The organism is Planctomycetota bacterium (assembly GCA_039182125.1).
Lineage (GTDB): Bacteria > Planctomycetota > Phycisphaerae > Tepidisphaerales > Tepidisphaeraceae > JBCDCH01.
In genome coordinates this window covers 1-17,153 of the sequence record JBCDCH010000083.1, presented here as the reverse complement: position 1 = coordinate 17,153, position 17,153 = coordinate 1, and the positions used below count along the sequence as shown (strand labels likewise).

The following is a 17,153-nucleotide window of genomic DNA, read 5'->3' as shown; positions in this document are numbered from 1 at the left end:
GGGTCTTTGACCTGCAGAACGATCTAAGCATCGGCCGAACTCGACAACCGTCGAGTTCGGCCGGTGTTGGTTGCGCGGGCATCGCCGTTCTCGGTATGCCTGCCGATCAAGGTTTGCGCTATTGCACCGGTTCGCCCAGCAGTGCGTCGATGAATCGGTCCGGGGCGAAGGTTTCGACGTCTTGGGGCGTCTCACCGAGGCCGATGAACTTCACCGGCAGTTTCAGTTCGTCGCGGATGGCGAGGATCACGCCGCCCTTTGCGGTGCCGTCGAGTTTCGCGAGGAACAGGCCGGTGAGATCGACGACCTCGCGGAAGTGCTTGGCCTGAGCGATGGCGTTCTGGCCGGTGGTGCCATCGAGGACCAGGATGGTTTCGTGCGGCGCGTCGGGAATGACCTTGCCGATGACCCGGCGGATCTTCGCCAGTTCCTGCATGAGGTGCGCCTGTGTGTGCAGCCGGCCGGCGGTGTCGACGATGAGCACGTCGGTCCCCCGCGCTTTGGCGGCCTCGGCGGCGGAATAGGCGACGGCGGCCGGGTCCGAGCCGGTCGATTGCTTGACGATTTCCACGCCGAGCCGGTCGGCCCAGATGGTGAGCTGATCGACGGCCGCGGCACGGAACGTATCGCTTGCCGCGAGCATGACGGACTTGTTCAACTGCGTCGTGAGCAGCCAGGCTAGCTTGGCGATGCTCGTGGTCTTACCGGCCCCGTTGACGCCGCAGACCATGATGACGGTCGGGGCATTCGACGCGAAACGCAACTCGCGCTCGCCCGGCTCACGCCAGCCTTCGAGCATCTTTTCCCGCACCACTCCTTGAGCGTCGGCGGCATTTTTGATCTTGCCGAGCCGCCAGCGATCGCCGACTTCCTTGCGGATCGCGATCGCGTTCTTCACCCCGACGTCGGCGCGGATGAGTTTCTCTTCCAGTTCATCGAGAAACGCCCGGTCGATCTGCCGCCCGGGTACGAAAAGCGTCCGCACGTCGGTGTTGAGCACCTCGGCGGTCTTCTTGAGTGCTCCCTTGAGCTTGTCGATCGTCTTGGAGAAAAACGCCATGTGCGGAAGCGTAGCCGGGTTAGTTGCCGAGCAGCGCGTTGCGTTCTTTCAAGGCCGCGTCCAGCACGCCGTTGACGAACTTGCCGCTGTCGGCCGTGGAGAACTCCTTCGCCAACTCGATCGCTTCGTCAAGGATCGCCTTGGGCGGCGTGTCGGTGTTGAAGAGTTCCCAGATCGCCAGGCGGAGAATGTTTCGATCGACGGCCGGCTGACGGCGGGGCGGCCATTTCGGGCTGAGCCGTTCGAGCGTGTCGTCGATCTGCTTGCGATCGTTCCACGCGCCACGGGCCATGTCTCGGGCTTTCTGTCGGACTTCGTGGGTGTGCTCGGCGGTGTCGGTCGGCCGGGTGATGTGCTCGGCGACGGCGACCTCGTCGGCCCCGGTCGCGTCCCAAGCGAAAAGCACTTGCAGCGCGAGTGGTCGGGCCTGAGCGTTGAGCTTGGCCGTCGGGCTCTGGCGGGCTGGCGTATCGGATGCGTCGGCCATCGGACGATGGTATGCGTTCGGATTACTCCAACGCATCGCGCGTGCCGGCCGGCGTCTCAAGGCCGGTCGGCGTTTCGATCTTCCAGTCCTCGAGCTTCTGCAAGTCTGCGCCGAGCCGGACCCGGACCTTTTCGCCTTTACGGACCGAGCGAAGCTTCACCGGGTCTTGCGCAACCGCCGCGATGACGATGTACTGCGGCCCGTCGATTGTCGTCGGACGGAGCCAGCAGGACTCCACGGCATCACGCCCGTGCAAGCTGGTTCGGATCAGGAAGCGGTGCGTCGAGTCACGGCGGTGGGCTTCCCACATCTGCAGGAACATCGGCCAAGCCCGGCGGGCACGTTCATCTTCCGGAAGGTCTTTGTCGACGTCGTCGATCAGCTCCGCGCGTAGCGGTGCGTTGCTGGGCACCGGCGGGGGTGGCGTGGCGGACGCGGCGGGCATTTCCGCGGGGGCGACGTGCGCGCCGCAGTTGTGGGCATACGGATTTCGCAGTCGCTGCTCGCGGTACTGCTCGCGCAGCATCTCGGTCCGTTGGTCGTCCTCGGCCGCCATGCGATTGCCGAGCCAAAGTGCCAACCCGGCGAACCCGCCGACGATGAGCAGTGTGATGAGGAGAATGACCAGCCAGCCGAGCATGGGGGTGTAGTTTACGATTCAGCCGAAGAGGCGGTGAAGGATCGAGACCCAGGTCAGTTCGAGTCCGCCGTTGGGCGAGCTGCCGATCGCGATGCCGCCAAAGGCAACCCCGCCGGCGACTGCGATGCCGCCAAAGGCAAACCCGCCGCCGACGGCGATGACGCCAAACGCACCGAGCAGGCCGGCCGACATACCGCCGGCCGTGAGCACGCCCAGTGCCAGGCCACCACTCGCGAAGACGCCCACCGCGATGTCGCCGCTGGCGATGATCCCCTTGGCGATTTTCGTCTTGCCTTCCTCGTCCTTGACGTTGCTGCAAACGTGAATGAGCGGCACGCCGAAGATCTGTGTGCGGGTGCGCCATTCGTACCCGGTGGGTTCTTTCTCGCGTTCGTAGAGCACCTCACGCGGGACGCCGGTGGCGGTGCCGCAGCGATGGCAGAACGCGGCGTTGTTCTGCAGCGGCGTACCGCAGGCCGGGCAGTTCTCGGGGATCGGCTGCACTTCGATCACGCGAGTTCCTTTCGCAGAGCGACCATCTCAAGCGCCACATCGGCCGCCGCTGAACCGTTCGGTATGCGGGCTCGGGCTTGCTCTTCGTTTTCCACGGTGAGCACGCCGAAGATCACCGGCACGCCCGTGGCCAGTTGCACGCGCATGCAGCCATCGGCACACGGTCCGGCGACATACTCGAAGTGGGCGGTGTCGCCGCGGATGACGCAGCCGAGCGTGATCAAGCCGGCATAGCGCTCGGATTCCGCGGCCCACTTGGCGGCAACGGGAAGCTCGTAACTGCCCGGCACGCGATGGACGTCCACCCGTTCACATCCACGCTCGGCAAACCGCTCGGTGCAAGCGGCGAGCATCGGCTCGACGATCGCCTCGTTCCAGCGGGCCGCGATGATGGCGAAGCGATCCTTCGGGTCGATCGGTGCGTTGGACGCGTTCGGCGCTGCGCTGCTCATGCACGAAGCTTAACGGCAACGGCCGAGGTTTGCCGTGGGCCGGGCGTTACGAACCGGAACGAACTTCGTAACCGCCGTGTACACTGCGACGATGTTTCGTGCCGTCACCGACCGCCTGCTGAGCGTGCTGCAACTGACGCGGATGGCGTTGGTGTTCACGGCGGTTGCCGACGCACAGGCGGCGTTGCTGTTGGCGGGGCGGTGGGAGTGGCAAACGTCGGTCGCGGCGGCGGGGATGAGTGTCGGGCTGTACGGCTTCGGCATGACGTTCAACGACATCGTCGATCAACGCCGCGACGCGCAAATTGCCAAGACGCGGCCCTTGCCGTCGGGGCGGTTGCGGCCGGTGACGGCGCATCTCCTCGCGGCACTGCTGCTGATTGCGGGGCTCGGTTTCGGGGCGTGGCTGGCGACGATGATGCCGGACTTTCGGATGACGCTCACGCTCGTTGTTGCGACGGCGGTGCTGATCGCGTTCTACGACCTGGCGGGTAAGTACCTTGTCGCACCGGGCCTGCTCGCGCTGGGGATGATCCGTTTTTTTCATGCGGTGGTACCCGCGTCGCCGTTGCCGGTGGAGTTGCACGCGTTGGTGTTGCTGCACTTCGTCGCGGCGCTCTCCGCGGTGTGCTACGGACTTGAACAGAAGCGGCCGCTCCTACGACCGTTGCACGTGATGCTCGTGCTCGCGGGGCTGGCGGTGATGGATGCGGCCATCTTGTACCGGCGGGGTTTGGCGATTTTCGAGATGCCACCGTTGGCGGTGGCGTCGTTGCTTTTCGCGCTGCTGGGTTTCGCGGTGGCCGGCGGTTGGCTGGTGAGCGTCACCCGCGACTCGCGGGCGCTGGGCAAGCGGCTCATGCTCGTTGGACTGCTTTGGTTGATCGTGCTCGACGCCGCGTTCGTGCTGGGGCATGTCGGTATTGTTCCGGCGTTGTGCATCCTCGCATTACTGCCGATCGCATACGGATGTGTCGTGCTGATGCGGGCATGGGGGAGCGTGGTCGAGTTGTCACGCAAGCCTGACTTCATCAGCGAAGACGGCTGATATTCGCTGACCGATCACTCGAGGATTGCAATCCAGACGGCCACCGAAACCGCGCTGAACACGGTGGACCAAAATACGCAATCGGCCGCGAGGTCCGCGTCGCCTTCGAGTTCGATCGTGAGCAACAGGATGTTGATCGCGCACGGCACGCCGGCGGTGAGCACAAGGACATCGCCGGGCAGTGGGTACAACTCCGTCGGCGTGAGGCGGATGAGCCCCATCATGAACAGCGGGCCGATGATCAGCCGGGCACCGCACACGACCAGCACGGGCTTCCATCTCGGCCAGCGCGGGTTCTTGCCGAGCTGTGCGCCGAGCGTCACGAGGGCGACGGGCACGAGTCCGTTGGCGAGGTACGTCGCGGATGAATCAAGGATCGCGGGCATTTTCTCAGCGCCGACGAACCGCAACGCCACCCCCGCGAACACGGCGTACGGGATCGGCATGCGGAAAAGTCTCTTGAGCACCGCCTTCGGCGACATCGTCCCGCTGCCGGCGAGAAACATCCCGACGGTGAACGTGAGGATGTTCTGCGTGAAGAGAACAAATGTTTGGGCCGCGCCCCCCTCGGTGCCATAGGCGAGTTCGGCGAGCGGGACGCCGTAGTTGCCGGAGTTGTAAATGCAGGTCGCGAGCATCATCGCCGCGACGGTGGGGCGGGACGCGCCGCCGAGCCGGGCGAGAAGCCCGACGATCGCGCCGAGCCCGACGCCGGTGACGCACGTCAGTCCCATGATCCAGCCCATCTCCGACCAGTCGATGTTGCTGGTTCCGACGCGTTGAAAGATGAACGCCGGGACGAACAGGTAGAGGTTGAGCTTGACCAGCGTGTCGAGCGAGAGCTTGAACGCGCGTTGGAGCAGCGCGCCGAGTCCGGCCATGAGCAGGATGGGGCCGAGGATGTTGAGGATGGCGAGCACCGGTCGCCAGAGCCTACCCGGCCGCGTCCACGATGAAACCGACCCCGGCTTTGTTATCGGGCATGACCAATTTTGCGTCGCGCATTTGCACGCGGCTGATCCGTATGCGTCTGTCAAACCAGGTAAGGAACGACAGCGAAAAGGACCAGCGAAAATGCGTAACACGAAGAACAACGAGACGATTCAGCAGGCCGTCATTGAGACGATGGAGAGCCGGCGTTTGCTCAGCGGCTACGAGGTCACGCCCTACGAGCAGTACATGGTTGAGCTGATCAACCGCACACGCATGAACCCCGTCGCCGAGGCGAGCCTGCACGGCATCGACCTCAACGAAGGCCTCGCACCCGGCACGCTCGGCAGCCACGCGCGTCAGCCGCTGGCCGTCAACGCGGATCTGACCGAGGCCGTCCGTGACCACCTGCAATGGCTCTTCGACAACGACCGCTTCGCCCACAGCGGCGCCAACGGCAGCAGCCCGACTGACCGCATGCGGGACGCCGGCTACGAGTTCGTCAACGGCTCGGCATCCGGCGAAAACCTCTCGGTCCGCATGTCCACCTGGGGCAAGTCCGTTTCCGTTAATGAGATCGACCAGCACCACGCGAACCTGTTCATCGACGACACGGTCGCGAGTCGCGGCCACCGACTGACGATGCTCTCGGACGGCTTCCGTGAGATCGGTAGCGGTGTCGTGATCGGCAGCGGCTACGAGTACGCCGGGCGCACCTGGAATGCCGTGCTCACCGGTCAGAACTTCGCCTTCAACAACGCCAACGGCGGCGACAGCTTCCTGACGGGCGTCGCCTACACCGATGCGGCCGTGGATGACGACTTCTACACGCCGGGCGAACAACTCGCCGGCATCACCGTCACCGCACGCCACAGCAACGGCGCGATCTACCAAACGACCACCAGTGCGGCCGGCGGTTACGCCATGCGCCTCCCGGCCGGTACCTACACCATCACCGCCAACGGCACCGGGCTCAACGGCAACGTCGTTTTCCAAAACGTCACCGTCGGATCGGAGAACGTGAAGCTCGACTTCACGCCGGACCAGGCCACCAGCACGCCGGCTCCTGTCACTGACTTTGACGGTGATGAAGCCGCACCCCAGGAAACTCAACTGCCCGCGTGGGCCCGTCTTTCCGCCGGTACACTGATCGTCGAGGGCACCAGCGGCGACGACGCGATCGGCCTCACCCGTGACGGTGCCCACATCACGGTCACCTACAACGGCGAGATTGCTCAGGTCGACGCCGACAAGGTCCACGGCATCGAGGTGTACGCCGGTTCGGGCAATGATCTGGTCGACACCGGCACCGGCCTGACCGGCGCGAACGGCGACGTCCTCGGCGTCTACTACAACGGTGGCTCGGGCAATGACACGCTCGCCGGCGGCGATGGGGCGGACGTTCTCACCGGCGGCGACGGCCACGATGAACTCAACGGCCGCGGCGGCAACGATCGACTCAACGGCAACGGCGGCAACGACTCACTCTGGGGTGCCGGCGGCAACGACCGGCTCTTCGGCAACGGCCACCACGACGTCCTTCTCGGCGGTTCGGGCAACGACCAACTCGACGGTCACAACGGACACGATCAACTTCTGGCCGGCCCCGGCGACGACGTGCTCTTTGGCGGCAACCACAACGACAAGCTCTACGGCGAGTCCGGCGATGACCGCGTCCACGGACAGAACGGCCGCGACTACCTTGACGGTGGCTTTGGTGCCGACCTGCTCGACGGCGGCGATGGCAAGGACACCGTTTCCTACGACAGCCGTAGCGGCCGGGTGTTCGCCACCGTCTCCGACGACTACACCACCGACTACCGCACCGTCGGCGACGACGGCTACCGCGGCGAGGGAGATCACATCTTCGCCAACGTCGAAACGCTCATCGGTGGTAGCGGCAACGATCACCTCCGCGGCCACGCCGAAGTCGCCAACGTCCTGATCGGCAACGCCGGCGATGACATCCTCGACGGCGTCGGCGGCGGCGACCACCTCATCGGTGGCAGCGGTAACGATCTGCTCTTTGGGTACAACGACGTCGACGACCTGTTCGATGGTGGCGACGGCCATGACGAAGTGTTCGGTGACTTCGCCGACGAGTTCATTAACGTCGAAGGTATTGGCTACACCCAGCACGAACTGGCCGCCTGATCGCGACACGATTTTCGCATCGTTTCTCTTCTTTCCCTACCGACCCGCCGGGCGCTTCACCGCACCCGGCGGGTTTTTCTTCATCGCACGGGCGGGGTGCGATCGTGCCCTCGCATTGGCCGGCCGCAGGCTTTCTCGCATCCACGAGACGGATCGCGCATGCTCATTGCATCGTGCCCGACACGCTCAACTATGCCGAAGCCGAAGCCAACGAACGTGAGCGGCCGCGGTTTGTGCTGCGGCTCATCACGCTCATCGGTGTCGCGGCGATCGTGTCGGAACTGCACTACGCGGTGCGGCCGGCGACGCTGACGTGGGAGCGTTGGTGGGTGTACGGAACGCTGCCGCTGTTGGTGCTGGCCGGGCTGTCGTCGGTGATGCGGTATCCGCGCGAACGGGTTTGGCTCACCATCGCCGCCCTCGGTGCCATCGGCGTTGCCTGCATCCCGATCGCCGAGAGCTGGGATGCCGTCACGACCGCGTTCCAGCAGCGGACTTCTTTCGGCTTCCGGATGATCGTGCAACAGCTGCGGAATCAGGTCGAGCCGCTCGTGCTGATCCTCGCGGCGATCACGCTGGTGTTGACCGTGACCGTGTTCCGATTGAAAGACGTCGGCGGGCTTCGATCGATGTCGTTGGTGGTGGTGTGCGTGCCGGTCACGTTCGTTTTCGCCAATGCCGGCTACGCTTATGCGGCGAGCGTTCGGCTCATGGTTGAACGACAGGTCGAATTGTCGTTGCTCGCAGGTAGTTGCCTTTGGATCGCGTTGCTGCTTTGTCTGCTGCCATTCACGCGGGGTAGGTTTGCAACGACGATTGCCACGGGCCTTGTCGGTGGGTGCGCGGTGAACCTGGCGACGTGGGCGTTTGTTATCATCCACACGCTCGGCTTCGAAGAACTGTTCCGTCTGCGAATGCTGTCGAACACGCTGGGGCGGCTCGGCCTCGCCGCGGCGCCGGCGATCGCCGTACTCGTTTCGCGCAGCAAATAGGCTGCGGCGCATCGCGCCGCAGCCCATTTTCGGAAGCCGATTTAGTCTTCCTTCGGAAGCTCGACGATGTCGGCCGTCTGCGAGTTTTTCTTGACCGACTCGATGCCGTTCAGGCAGTCGGCCTTGGCGACGTAGCCCTCACCGCCGTTGGCGATGTTCTGGCCGTTGCTGGACTTGAGGCGCCAGCGGTACTCGCCTTTTTTGTCTTGGTAGACTTCAAACTTTGCCATAGCCCATGTGATACCGCACATGTGGACCAACGTCAAAGCGAGGAGCCACGCAGACGGCGATCGACCTCGGCGTCGAAGCGGGCCAGCACGGATTGCGCCTCGTCCGTTTCCAGGCGGGCACGCAGGTCTTCGCTCGCTGCGTCGAGCGTTTGGCGTTCTTCGTCGCTGAGCGTTTCGCTGCGTCGGAAGGGGAGCTTCGCGTTCTTGAAGCGGCGTGCGGTCTCGCGGACCAAGAGCTTGAGCCCACGCCAGTCGGAGCCGGACGACGAGTCCTCAACCGCACGCACCACGCGATCGGCAGCCGATCGAAGCTGATCCGGGTCGGCGTCATCAGGGAACCAGCCGGCCGCGAGCAGTCGATCAATCGTGTGACCCAACGCCAACGCCTCGGTGGCTTCGAGGATCGCCCGGCGTATCCCGAGCCAGAAGAACACCGTCCGCAACACCTTCTTGATGGGGGTCAGCACCAGCGCTTTCGCCAACCCGCCCGCTTGACGAATGATCCCGGTGTCCCGCCCGGCCCAGAGCGGCTTCACCTGTTGCATGTCGAACGATCGGCCACGACCACGGAGCAGCGATTCGACCATCTGACGCCGAACCTGCCCGTCGGCAAAGTCGTCGGCGAACGGAACCGGGATGAACTGACAAAGCCCGCTGAGCAACGCGTAGTGCGCCACTCGCAGCATGACGTCGGTTCCACCGGCTGGGTTGGTTTCACTCATCCGCCAGCACGCTAGGCGAGGATGTACTCGGGAAACTCGATGTCCTTGATGAACGCCTCGTAGTTCTTGTGCCGACCGGAACTGGTGGTGTAGATCGGCCGGTTGACTTGGTCGTAACTGAGCGTGCGGACGGTTCGCTTGGACTTGTAGAAGTCGAAGCACCGATCATCCCACGGCAACCCGAGGAATTCGATCAGGCGTGGAAACTCGTTCTCGGGGTCCGCAACGAGCTTCTCGTAGTGAACGTCAAGGATGGGCACGTCGAGCGTCTGCTTCCAATGTTCCATGAGCCGTGCAGATTCGACCCAGGCGCGGGACGCCCACTCCACCCGCGTTGTCCATGCGTTGCGTTGGTTGTTGAAGCCACCCATGAAGCAACTGATCGCGACGTCTCGAGGGTCGCGAATGGCGTGGATGATCCGTGTTTTGGGGAACAATCGTGAAATCAATCCGACCAACCGGTTGTTGCCCAGTGCTTTGTTGACGACGCGTTCGACGCCGGATTCGGCGGCATTTTGCAGTTCTTCGACGTAGCGGTTCGCTGTCGCGGTCCAGCGGTAGTTCGTGAACTCGCCGAAGCAACCGGGCGGCTCTTTATCAGGGTTGTAAGCCATGGCCAACTCCGCGGCGAACGACTCGATCGTCGCGAGCTCACCGACGCCCGCGGCTTTCGGGTGGGCGTCGACGATCTGGTCGATCAGGCTCGTGCCGCTTCGGGGCATGCCGGCGATGAACACTGGCAACTCGCTGTCGCAATCGGCGATCGGAAACCGACTGACATGATCACGTGACCACACCTCCATCAGCGCATCGACTTGTTCGGTATAGAGGTCGGGGTCGAAGGGAATCTCGCCGATTTCGTTGGCCCGCACCGCAGAATCCCAGGCCTCGTCGAACTGCTTCGCCCGGTCGCACGACTTGGCCCGCAAGTGCAGGGTCGATCGCTTCACCCCTTCGTTGGCGGCCTTGTCTTCGAGCAGGTCATCGATGACTTGCACGGCTTGTTCGTGTTTCTTTCGTTGGACCAGAATGCGTGCGTGCACGTCCTTGAGCAGGATCGATGGCGGTTTTCCGGAGGACTCCGCGGCCGCAAGTGCCTCGGAGACGATCGCCTCGGCTTCGTCGAATCGGCCGGCCTCTTCGAGCGCGCCCGCCTTGAGGATGGGCGCCCCGGTCAGCGATGGAGACATGGCCAAAGCTTCGTCGCAGAGTTCGCAGCACTCGTCGGTTCGTCCCTTTTTTCGCAGGGCGCGGGCGAGTGAGAGGATAGCGTCGGTGTGGTGGTGGAGATTGACCGACTGCCGGGCGTAGCGCAGGTGTTCGTTGTCGCGGCCACGCTTCTCGGCGATCACCGCATGCAAGAAGAGTACTTCGGGGTCGGGCGTCTTGAGCCAACGGCTCGTGAGCTCGTTGAGTTTGGCGTGGCCTTCCTCGAGCTTGTCGGCCGCGATGAGCTTGCGAGCCTCGCCGATGAAACGTTGATGGGTTGCCGTTCGACGTGGCGTGGCGGACTTCGGTTTGCGGGCGGGTTTGGTGCGTCGGAAGTTGGACATGGGGCGGGGGTCCAGAAACGTCTTGTGGATGGAAAAGAACACCCGAGCCTACCGAAGTAGGCTCGGGTGTTGCAAGCAGATCGTGATGATCGGCGTGACGCTTAGGCGCGACGACGACGCACGAGCAGGGTGCCGCCGAGGCCCAGAAGGCCGAGCGAAGCGGGCTCGGGAATCGGAGCGAGACTGATCTCGAGGAAGTTGGTGGTGGTGCTGAAGCCGAAAGGTGCACCTGCCGTGAGCACGGCACCGTAGGCAATACCAGCTTCCACCGGGATTGACGTCGTACCAGCGGCATTGGCGGCCGTGATATCGAAATCACCACCAGGAAGGGTCGTGCCAAGCTGTTCAATGGTGAAGAAGGACGGGGGGCCAAAGAAGTCGGTGTCGGACATGTCCCATGACAGGATCAGGTCAGTGTCCGTGGAGACTTCGAAGAAAATCTGGATGGCACCGCCGAAGTAGCTGCCGTCGTTGGTCACGCCGTCCCAAACCGCGTCGTAGCGGACGAGGTCTTCGGTCACGATCGAGTTGACCGTGGTGCTGCCATCGAGCGAGACAGCAGTGGCATTCAGGTCGGCGACGGTCGCGCCATCAACGCCGGCGGCGATGTCGACTTCGGTGTCAATACCGATGGCATAGGGGGTGGCGATGTAGTAACCGGCGTTCAGGTCGATGAAAGAGTTGAACGCGGTGCCGGCGTAGCTGCCGGTGTCGGAAAGGATGAAGGTCTGGGCGCTGGCGGAAGCAGCAATGCCGGCGCTGAGAAGTGCGCCGCCAAAAAGGGCGTGTTTGCGGGACATCATGATGTAGTCTCTCCTGGATCTCTACTTTGCGTTGCTTGAACCGGCGACGTTGCCGGCCCAATGGACCATTGTGCTGAGGACCCGGACGAAGAGCCCACGCACATCGAACTTACACGGCCCGAAAACGCCACGCGGCGTTAAGTTCGGGCAATGTGTCGGTGTAGAGAGGAGATCGCGTGATCGACATGCATCTTCTCTTCCCTACCGATTTCAACCTAAAGGAGTGCAAACCCCGCGTCAACAATCTTCTTGACGATTTTTTGTAAGGATTCCGGATCGGCGGCGACTGTGTGTGTCAACATAGACAACGCGTGCGGATGACTCCGCACGCCGTTGCGTTTTTATCGTCTGGAGCAAGTTCTTGGGCGCGGCGCACCCATTAACGAGTGTTGCTTCCCATCGGCGTCGTGACGTTGCTCGTGCCGCGGATGTTCAGGGCGACGCGCTTCTCGGTTTCGGGGAGCAGGCGGGCCTGGAACTCGTCGTAGTACTTGTTGATGAAGGTGCGGGTGGCCCAGGCGGTGCCGTCGGCGAGGCCGCAGATCGTGCAGCCGGGCATGATGCCCATGGTCTTTTCCAGTTCGAGCATCATGTCCAGGTCACGCTGGCGGGCATGGCCGGCGACCATGCGGTCCATGATCTTCTTCATCCAGCTGGAGCCTTCGCGGCAGGGGGTGCACTGGCCGCAGGACTCGTGGGCGTAGAAGCGGACGCAGTTACGCAGGGCCTCGACCATGTCGGTGTGCTCGTTCATGACGATCATGCCCGCGGTCCCGAGGCCGAGGCAGCCGCCGCGGAAGCGGACGTCATCGAAGTCGAGCTTGATGTCGAGCTCATCCGGTCCGAGTACACCCATGGAAATGCCGCCGCAGATGGTGCCCTTGTGAGCACCGCCCTTCATGCCGCCGGCGAGGTCGATGGACTCTTGGAGCGTGATGCCCAGTTCCTCTTCGTAGACGCCGGGGGCGTTGAGGTGGCCGGACATGCCGTAGAGCTTGGGGCCGGGGCTGGACTTGGTGCCCATAGTCTTGAACCACGCCGCGCCACGTTCGACGATCCACGGGACGCAGCAGAGCGTTTCGACGTTGTTAATGACGGTGGGCTTGCCGAACGCGCCGCTGATCGCGGGGAAGGGCGGCTTGAGGCGCGGCCAGCCGCGCTTGCCTTCGAGCGCTTCGAGCAGGCCCGTCTCCTCGCCGCAGATGTACGCGCCCGCGCCGCTGTGCACGTAGCACTCAACAGGTCGGCCCTTGCCGTTCATCAATCCCTGCGGCCCGAAGATGCCTTTCTCATACGCTTCCTTGACGGCGCGTTCGGTGACCTTGATCTGGCGGTGGTACTCGCCGCGGATGAAGATGTAGATGGCGTCGATCTGCGTCGCGATGGCGGTGATCGCGCAACCCTCGAGCATCTGGTGCGGGTCGTAGTCGATCAGGTATCGGTCCTTGAACGTGCCCGGCTCGGACTCGTCGCCGTTGACCGCGAGATAGTGCGGTCCCTTCTTTTCCTTGGGGATGAACGACCACTTCTGCCCGGTGCTGAACCCCGCACCGCCACGCCCGCGCAGGCCTGAGTCGGTAACGAGCTTGATCAGGTCGTCCGGCTCAATGTCGAGCGCCTTCTCGAGCGCCTTGTAGCCGCCGGTCGCGACGTAATCGTCATACCAGTACAGCTTGCGGTCGGCCGGGTTCTGCGGGATGCGTGAAAGCAGGACGGGTTCGAATGCCATGTCAGGCGAATCATACGAACTGCCGGGCGATTTGGCAGGGCGCTGACCGGAATTGAAAAGCAGTGTGCGCGGCCCGTGATGCCGTGTAGCCTCGCCCCCATGCTGCTGCCTTTGCTTTTTGCCTTCGCGCCTGCGACGAATCCCGCGACCGCTACGCCCCGTGAGTTATCCGTCGAGCAGCGGATCGAAGCCGAGGTGACGCTGCTGAGCACGGAGTACGCCGACCGGGACCCGACGCACCCGGAGACATATGCCGCCTCAGCCAAGTACCTCGAAGGTCGGCTCCTTGCAATGGACTACGAGGTGAAGCGGCAGGCGTTCTCGTTCGTCGCCAACGGTGTCGAGGTTGAGAGCGTGAACCTGATCGCCGACGTGCCGGGCAAGGCCGCGGATGCCAAGGTTCTCATCGTCGGAGCACATTACGACACGGTGCCCGAGACGCCCGGCGCCGACGACAACGCCAGCGGCGTCGTCGGCTTGTTGGAACTCGCCGACCGGCTCAAGAACGCCGAGCCCGAGCACACGATCCGCTTCGTGTTCTGGGCCAACGAAGAGCCGCCGTACTTTCGCACCGAGCTGATGGGTAGCGTCGTGCATGCAAAGTCGCTTGGCGATCAAGATGTGCTGGGCGCGATCAGTCTCGACATGATCGGCTACTTCGACGAGGCCCCCGGTTCACAGCGCATCCCCGACGGCCTCGAACTCCCCGGCGTCGATCCGGCCGTGCTCGAGACCGCGACGTTTCTGGTCGTCCTCGGCGAGCCGGGGTCGGTCGGCTTGGTCCAAGGCTTCGCGTCGGCTTGGGAATCGGAGGTGCCGCTGGTGCCGGTCGTGTTGCCGAAGGTCGCCGACCTTGCCGGGCTGAGCGACCATTGGTCGTACTGGCAGGAGGGCTACCCGGCGGTGCAGATCACCGACACGAGTTTCCTCCGCAACCCGCACTACCACACCGACGGCGACACGCCCGACACGCTGGACTACGAACGGATGGCCGCCGGTATCGACGGCATCGAGTCGGCCCTGCGAGCGTTGGCGAAGACCGATCCTGAGTGATCGAAATGGGCGGTCGGTGAGCGCCCGATAACCCACCCAGACCCACGTTTTCGACGGCAAATCCCAAGAATTGCCGTGGATGTTCACATTGCCGCGGCAAGTTCGCTTGGCACGGGGCCGATCTATCTTGTATCTGTAAATCGGATTAAAATATCGCATTAATCGGCCGGCAGGCCGGAGGGTGATTTCATGGCAATTCGGGTTTCACATCGCAAGCTCTGTCTCGTCACAGTGGGGGCGTGCATCGCCGCCTGGGTCGCACTCACGGCATTGGCAGGCTGCTCGCAGGGTGATTCCGCCGTGTCGAACGTGCCGATCCAGCAACAGGTCGCGCTCGGCGCCGAGGCATACATGACGAGTTGCGCTTCGTGTCACGGCATGAAGCAGCAGGGCGTGCCCCGCATGGGGACCGCGCTCAAGGGAACTTGGTTCGTCGAGCGCCAGCCGGCCGACGATCTGGCGACGTTCATCAAGCGCGGGCGGGCCGCCGATGGTGTGGGTAACCAGACCGGCCAACCGATGCCGCCACGAGGCGGTAATCCCAACCTCTCCGACGAGCAGGTGGAGTTCATCGTTGCGTTCCTTCGTTACGGCTAATCCCCAAGAACATGTCAGCACGAAAATGGATGATCGTTGCCGCCACCGCCACGCCGCTGCTTGTCGGCGGGGCATGGCTGTGCAAGGGCAAGGGCTACTGGTACGCGGTCAAGCAGTCACTCGGCCTGGTCCCGCCACTCACGGAGGAGTCGATCCAAACGACCGGCAACCTCCCCAAGGACTGGGGCATGCAGATCTACGCCGAGGTCGACCCCGACCTGCGGTTCACCAAGACGCCGCAGCCGGTCGCGGACGATGTCGGCTGGACGTGCGTTCTGGTCGGCCCGGACGGTGCGTTGTGGGGCGGTTCGGACGACGGGCGGATCGCGCGGTTCGAGCTGGACGCCAACGGCGACCTCGGCGAACCGGTCTGGTACACGAGTCTCCAGGATCAGGCCGGCGGGCCACGTCTGCTCACGGGGTTTGTCTTCGAGCCCGGCCGGCCCGCCGACGATCCGGTCGTGTGGGCGGTCCACAACTACTTCGCGTTCCACGACGCACCAGACTTTTCGAGCACCATCTCGACCCTGCGCGGGCCGGGGCTGTCGGAGGTGGCCGATGTCGTGGTCGGCTTGCCGCGTAGCACCGGTGACCACGCGACCAATCAGGCCGCGTTCGGGTCCGACGGCTGCCTCTACTTCACCCAGGCATCCAACAGCGGCTTCGGCGATCCCGACGAAACCTGGGGCATGCGGCCCGAACGGCTGCTCAATGCCTCCACGCTCAAGCTCGACCCGGCCAAGCTCGACGACCTGCCGCTAGACGTCACGACCGCCGGCGGTGGGGGCGACTACGACCCGTTCGCGCCCGACGCGCCGCTGACGATTTACGCTTATGGGGTTCGCCTCGCTTACGACCTGGTCTTCCATTCCAACGGGCACCTGTACATCCCCGTCAACGGTTCGAGCCCCGGTGGCAACATCCCCGCGTGTCCCGACGGCAACGCGCCGGCGGTGAAGGCCGTGCCGTTCTCCGAACACGACTGGCTGCTCGACGCCAAGGAGGGTGCCTACTACGGCCATCCGAACCCGAGCCAGGGATACTACATCTTCAACGGTGCCAACCCGACCGATGGCGAGGACTTCGCCGAGTGTCCCCAGTATCCGGTCGGCACCATGCCCGACCCGAACTACGACCCGCCGATTCGCGATCTCGGCGACCACCGCTCGGCCAACGGCGTCATCGAGTTCGTCAACGTGAACAACACGCCCGCCGAGCAGAAGCTTGCCGGCACGCTGGTGATTTGCCGGTACTCCCTCGGGGCCGACCTCACCGTGATCCGCGTCGACGAAGACGGTCAGTTCGCCGAGGAGATCGAAGGCATCCCCGGCTTCATCGACTTCGCCAACCCGCTCGACGTCACGCAGGACATCACGACCGGGCACTTGTACGTGTGCGACTACGGTGCCCGCGCAATCATCCGGGTCACGGCTGAAAGTCATTGTTCCGAATCCCAAGCGATGTACACTAATGTTGGTGTTTCGGACCGCTAGGCAATTTCGACGCCGACCCGCCAGCCTGCTCGCGTTGGCGATGTTGATGGCGATGCTGGGGCCGGTTTGTCCGGTCTTTAGCGTGGTCGCGGATGGCGTGTTCGCAGCGGACGCGGCGGACATGAGCTGTTGCGGGTCGGACTGTCCGTCCGATCAAACGCCCGGCGCGCCGAGCGATGTCCCGACTTGCTGTGACGGGACCGATCCATATCCGATGCCGGCCGATGTGCCGAGTGTGTCACCGCCGGTCCTGATCGGGCTGCTCGATCTGCCCGAGCTTTTGCACCAGCCCGGATGCCTGGGCAGCGTTGCAAGCAAGCCGCGCTCGCCGCCGCTGACACTCCAGGCACTTTCGTGTCGGTTGGACTGTTGAACTGTGCGATTCAGGCGGCTCTGAGCCGCACGTCTTTCTCGTTCAAATTTCAACTTCATTCCAACCACACGGAGTACTCCGATGCTTACAACGTTTCTTCTCTCGATCGGCTTGAGCCTGTCCAGCACGTGCTGCTGCGCTGACTGCGAGTGCGCGGTTATTGACACCGACTGCGTCTGCGACACCTGCGAGGTCGGCACCGACCAAGCCCGATCACTCTTAGCCGAAATCCCGACCGACGCTACGAGCAGTTGCTGCGAAGCTGATTGCGTCGACGCCGACTGCGGTGACGCGCAGTGCTGTGGCGGCTGATCAGCAAACAGC

The 17,153-nt window shown here is 63.8% G+C and carries 18 protein-coding genes; 7 read left to right on the top strand and 11 right to left on the bottom strand.

Annotated features, from left to right (window positions below; genetic code table 11):
- Nucleotides 1-118 precede the first annotated feature (118 nt).
- The 5 genes from ftsY to ribH are packed head-to-tail and all read right to left on the bottom strand — an operon-like array spanning nt 119 to nt 3,152.
- Entirely contained in the window at nt 119-1,060 is a 942-nt protein-coding gene (gene ftsY / locus AAGD32_16275) for a signal recognition particle-docking protein FtsY (protein ID MEM8875804.1), read from the bottom strand.
- 19 nt (nt 1,061-1,079) lie between these two features.
- A complete protein-coding gene (nusB, locus tag AAGD32_16270) occupies nt 1,080-1,547 on the bottom strand; it encodes a transcription antitermination factor NusB (protein ID MEM8875803.1) in 468 nt (155 codons plus the stop codon).
- Between the two features lie 22 nt (nt 1,548-1,569).
- Nucleotides 1,570-2,187: a hypothetical protein gene (locus AAGD32_16265; GenBank protein ID MEM8875802.1), complete on the bottom strand. Its 618-nt coding sequence runs from the start codon at nt 2,185-2,187 to the stop codon at nt 1,570-1,572.
- 18 nt (nt 2,188-2,205) lie between these two features.
- Nucleotides 2,206-2,700: a zinc ribbon domain-containing protein gene (locus tag AAGD32_16260; protein MEM8875801.1), complete on the bottom strand. Its 495-nt coding sequence runs from the start codon at nt 2,698-2,700 to the stop codon at nt 2,206-2,208.
- Nucleotides 2,697-3,152, bottom strand: a complete 456-nt coding sequence (gene ribH / locus AAGD32_16255) for a 6,7-dimethyl-8-ribityllumazine synthase (GenBank protein ID MEM8875800.1) — start codon at nt 3,150-3,152, stop codon at nt 2,697-2,699. The genes AAGD32_16260 and ribH overlap by 4 nt, the downstream gene beginning before the upstream one ends.
- Before the next feature lie 91 nt (nt 3,153-3,243).
- On the opposite strand from ribH, the gene AAGD32_16250 reads away from it, so the two are divergent.
- Nucleotides 3,244-4,200: a UbiA family prenyltransferase gene (locus AAGD32_16250; protein MEM8875799.1), complete on the top strand. Its 957-nt coding sequence runs from the start codon at nt 3,244-3,246 to the stop codon at nt 4,198-4,200.
- 14 nt (nt 4,201-4,214) lie between these two features.
- Here the strand turns inward: AAGD32_16250 and AAGD32_16245 are convergent, their stop codons facing one another.
- Nucleotides 4,215-5,120, bottom strand: a complete 906-nt coding sequence (locus AAGD32_16245) for an AEC family transporter (GenBank protein ID MEM8875798.1) — start codon at nt 5,118-5,120, stop codon at nt 4,215-4,217.
- A 154-nt stretch (nt 5,121-5,274) separates the two neighbouring features.
- Between AAGD32_16245 and AAGD32_16240 the strand changes: the two genes are divergently transcribed.
- Both AAGD32_16240 and AAGD32_16235 read left to right on the top strand, forming a co-directional pair.
- On the top strand, nt 5,275-7,284 hold the full coding sequence (locus tag AAGD32_16240; GenBank protein ID MEM8875797.1) for a CAP domain-containing protein: 2,010 nt from the start codon (nt 5,275-5,277) through the stop codon (nt 7,282-7,284).
- A gap of 173 nt (nt 7,285-7,457) precedes the next feature.
- On the top strand, nt 7,458-8,276 hold the full coding sequence (locus AAGD32_16235) for a hypothetical protein (GenBank protein ID MEM8875796.1): 819 nt from the start codon (nt 7,458-7,460) through the stop codon (nt 8,274-8,276).
- Between the two features lie 41 nt (nt 8,277-8,317).
- On the opposite strand, the gene AAGD32_16230 is transcribed toward AAGD32_16235, so the two are convergent.
- The 5 genes from AAGD32_16230 to nuoF all read right to left on the bottom strand — a co-directional run bounded on the left by AAGD32_16230 (nt 8,318) and on the right by nuoF (nt 13,313).
- A complete protein-coding gene (locus AAGD32_16230; protein ID MEM8875795.1) occupies nt 8,318-8,506 on the bottom strand; it encodes a YegP family protein in 189 nt (62 codons plus the stop codon).
- 32 nt (nt 8,507-8,538) lie between these two features.
- Nucleotides 8,539-9,228, bottom strand: coding sequence for a hypothetical protein (locus AAGD32_16225; GenBank protein MEM8875794.1), 690 nt, complete (start codon nt 9,226-9,228; stop codon nt 8,539-8,541).
- Between the two features lie 11 nt (nt 9,229-9,239).
- Nucleotides 9,240-10,781 carry a sulfotransferase gene (locus tag AAGD32_16220; protein ID MEM8875793.1) on the bottom strand — a complete coding sequence of 514 codons (1,542 nt, stop codon included), beginning with the start codon at nt 10,779-10,781 and terminating at the stop codon, nt 9,240-9,242.
- 101 nt (nt 10,782-10,882) lie between these two features.
- The gene (locus AAGD32_16215) at nt 10,883-11,581 is read right to left on the bottom strand and encodes a PEP-CTERM sorting domain-containing protein (GenBank protein MEM8875792.1); all 699 of its coding nucleotides are present in this window, start codon (nt 11,579-11,581) and stop codon (nt 10,883-10,885) included.
- Between the two features lie 382 nt (nt 11,582-11,963).
- The gene (nuoF, locus tag AAGD32_16210; protein MEM8875791.1) at nt 11,964-13,313 is read right to left on the bottom strand and encodes an NADH-quinone oxidoreductase subunit NuoF; all 1,350 of its coding nucleotides are present in this window, start codon (nt 13,311-13,313) and stop codon (nt 11,964-11,966) included.
- A 99-nt stretch (nt 13,314-13,412) separates the two neighbouring features.
- Here nuoF and AAGD32_16205 point away from each other — a divergent pair, with 99 nt between their 5' ends.
- The 4 genes from AAGD32_16205 (at nt 13,413) to AAGD32_16190 (ending at nt 16,829) form a co-directional block, all read left to right on the top strand.
- Nucleotides 13,413-14,366 carry a M20/M25/M40 family metallo-hydrolase gene (locus AAGD32_16205; GenBank protein MEM8875790.1) on the top strand — a complete coding sequence of 318 codons (954 nt, stop codon included), beginning with the start codon at nt 13,413-13,415 and terminating at the stop codon, nt 14,364-14,366.
- Between the two features lie 189 nt (nt 14,367-14,555).
- The gene (locus AAGD32_16200; GenBank protein ID MEM8875789.1) at nt 14,556-14,963 is read left to right on the top strand and encodes a cytochrome c; all 408 of its coding nucleotides are present in this window, start codon (nt 14,556-14,558) and stop codon (nt 14,961-14,963) included.
- Between the two features lie 11 nt (nt 14,964-14,974).
- Nucleotides 14,975-16,456 (top strand): hypothetical protein, encoded by a 1,482-nt coding sequence (locus tag AAGD32_16195; protein MEM8875788.1) that lies wholly within the window; start codon nt 14,975-14,977, stop codon nt 16,454-16,456.
- Complete coding sequence (locus tag AAGD32_16190; protein ID MEM8875787.1) at nt 16,440-16,829, top strand: hypothetical protein; 390 nt, start codon at nt 16,440-16,442, stop codon at nt 16,827-16,829. The genes AAGD32_16195 and AAGD32_16190 overlap by 17 nt, the downstream gene beginning before the upstream one ends.
- The last annotated feature ends 324 nt before the right edge of the window (nt 16,830-17,153 follow it).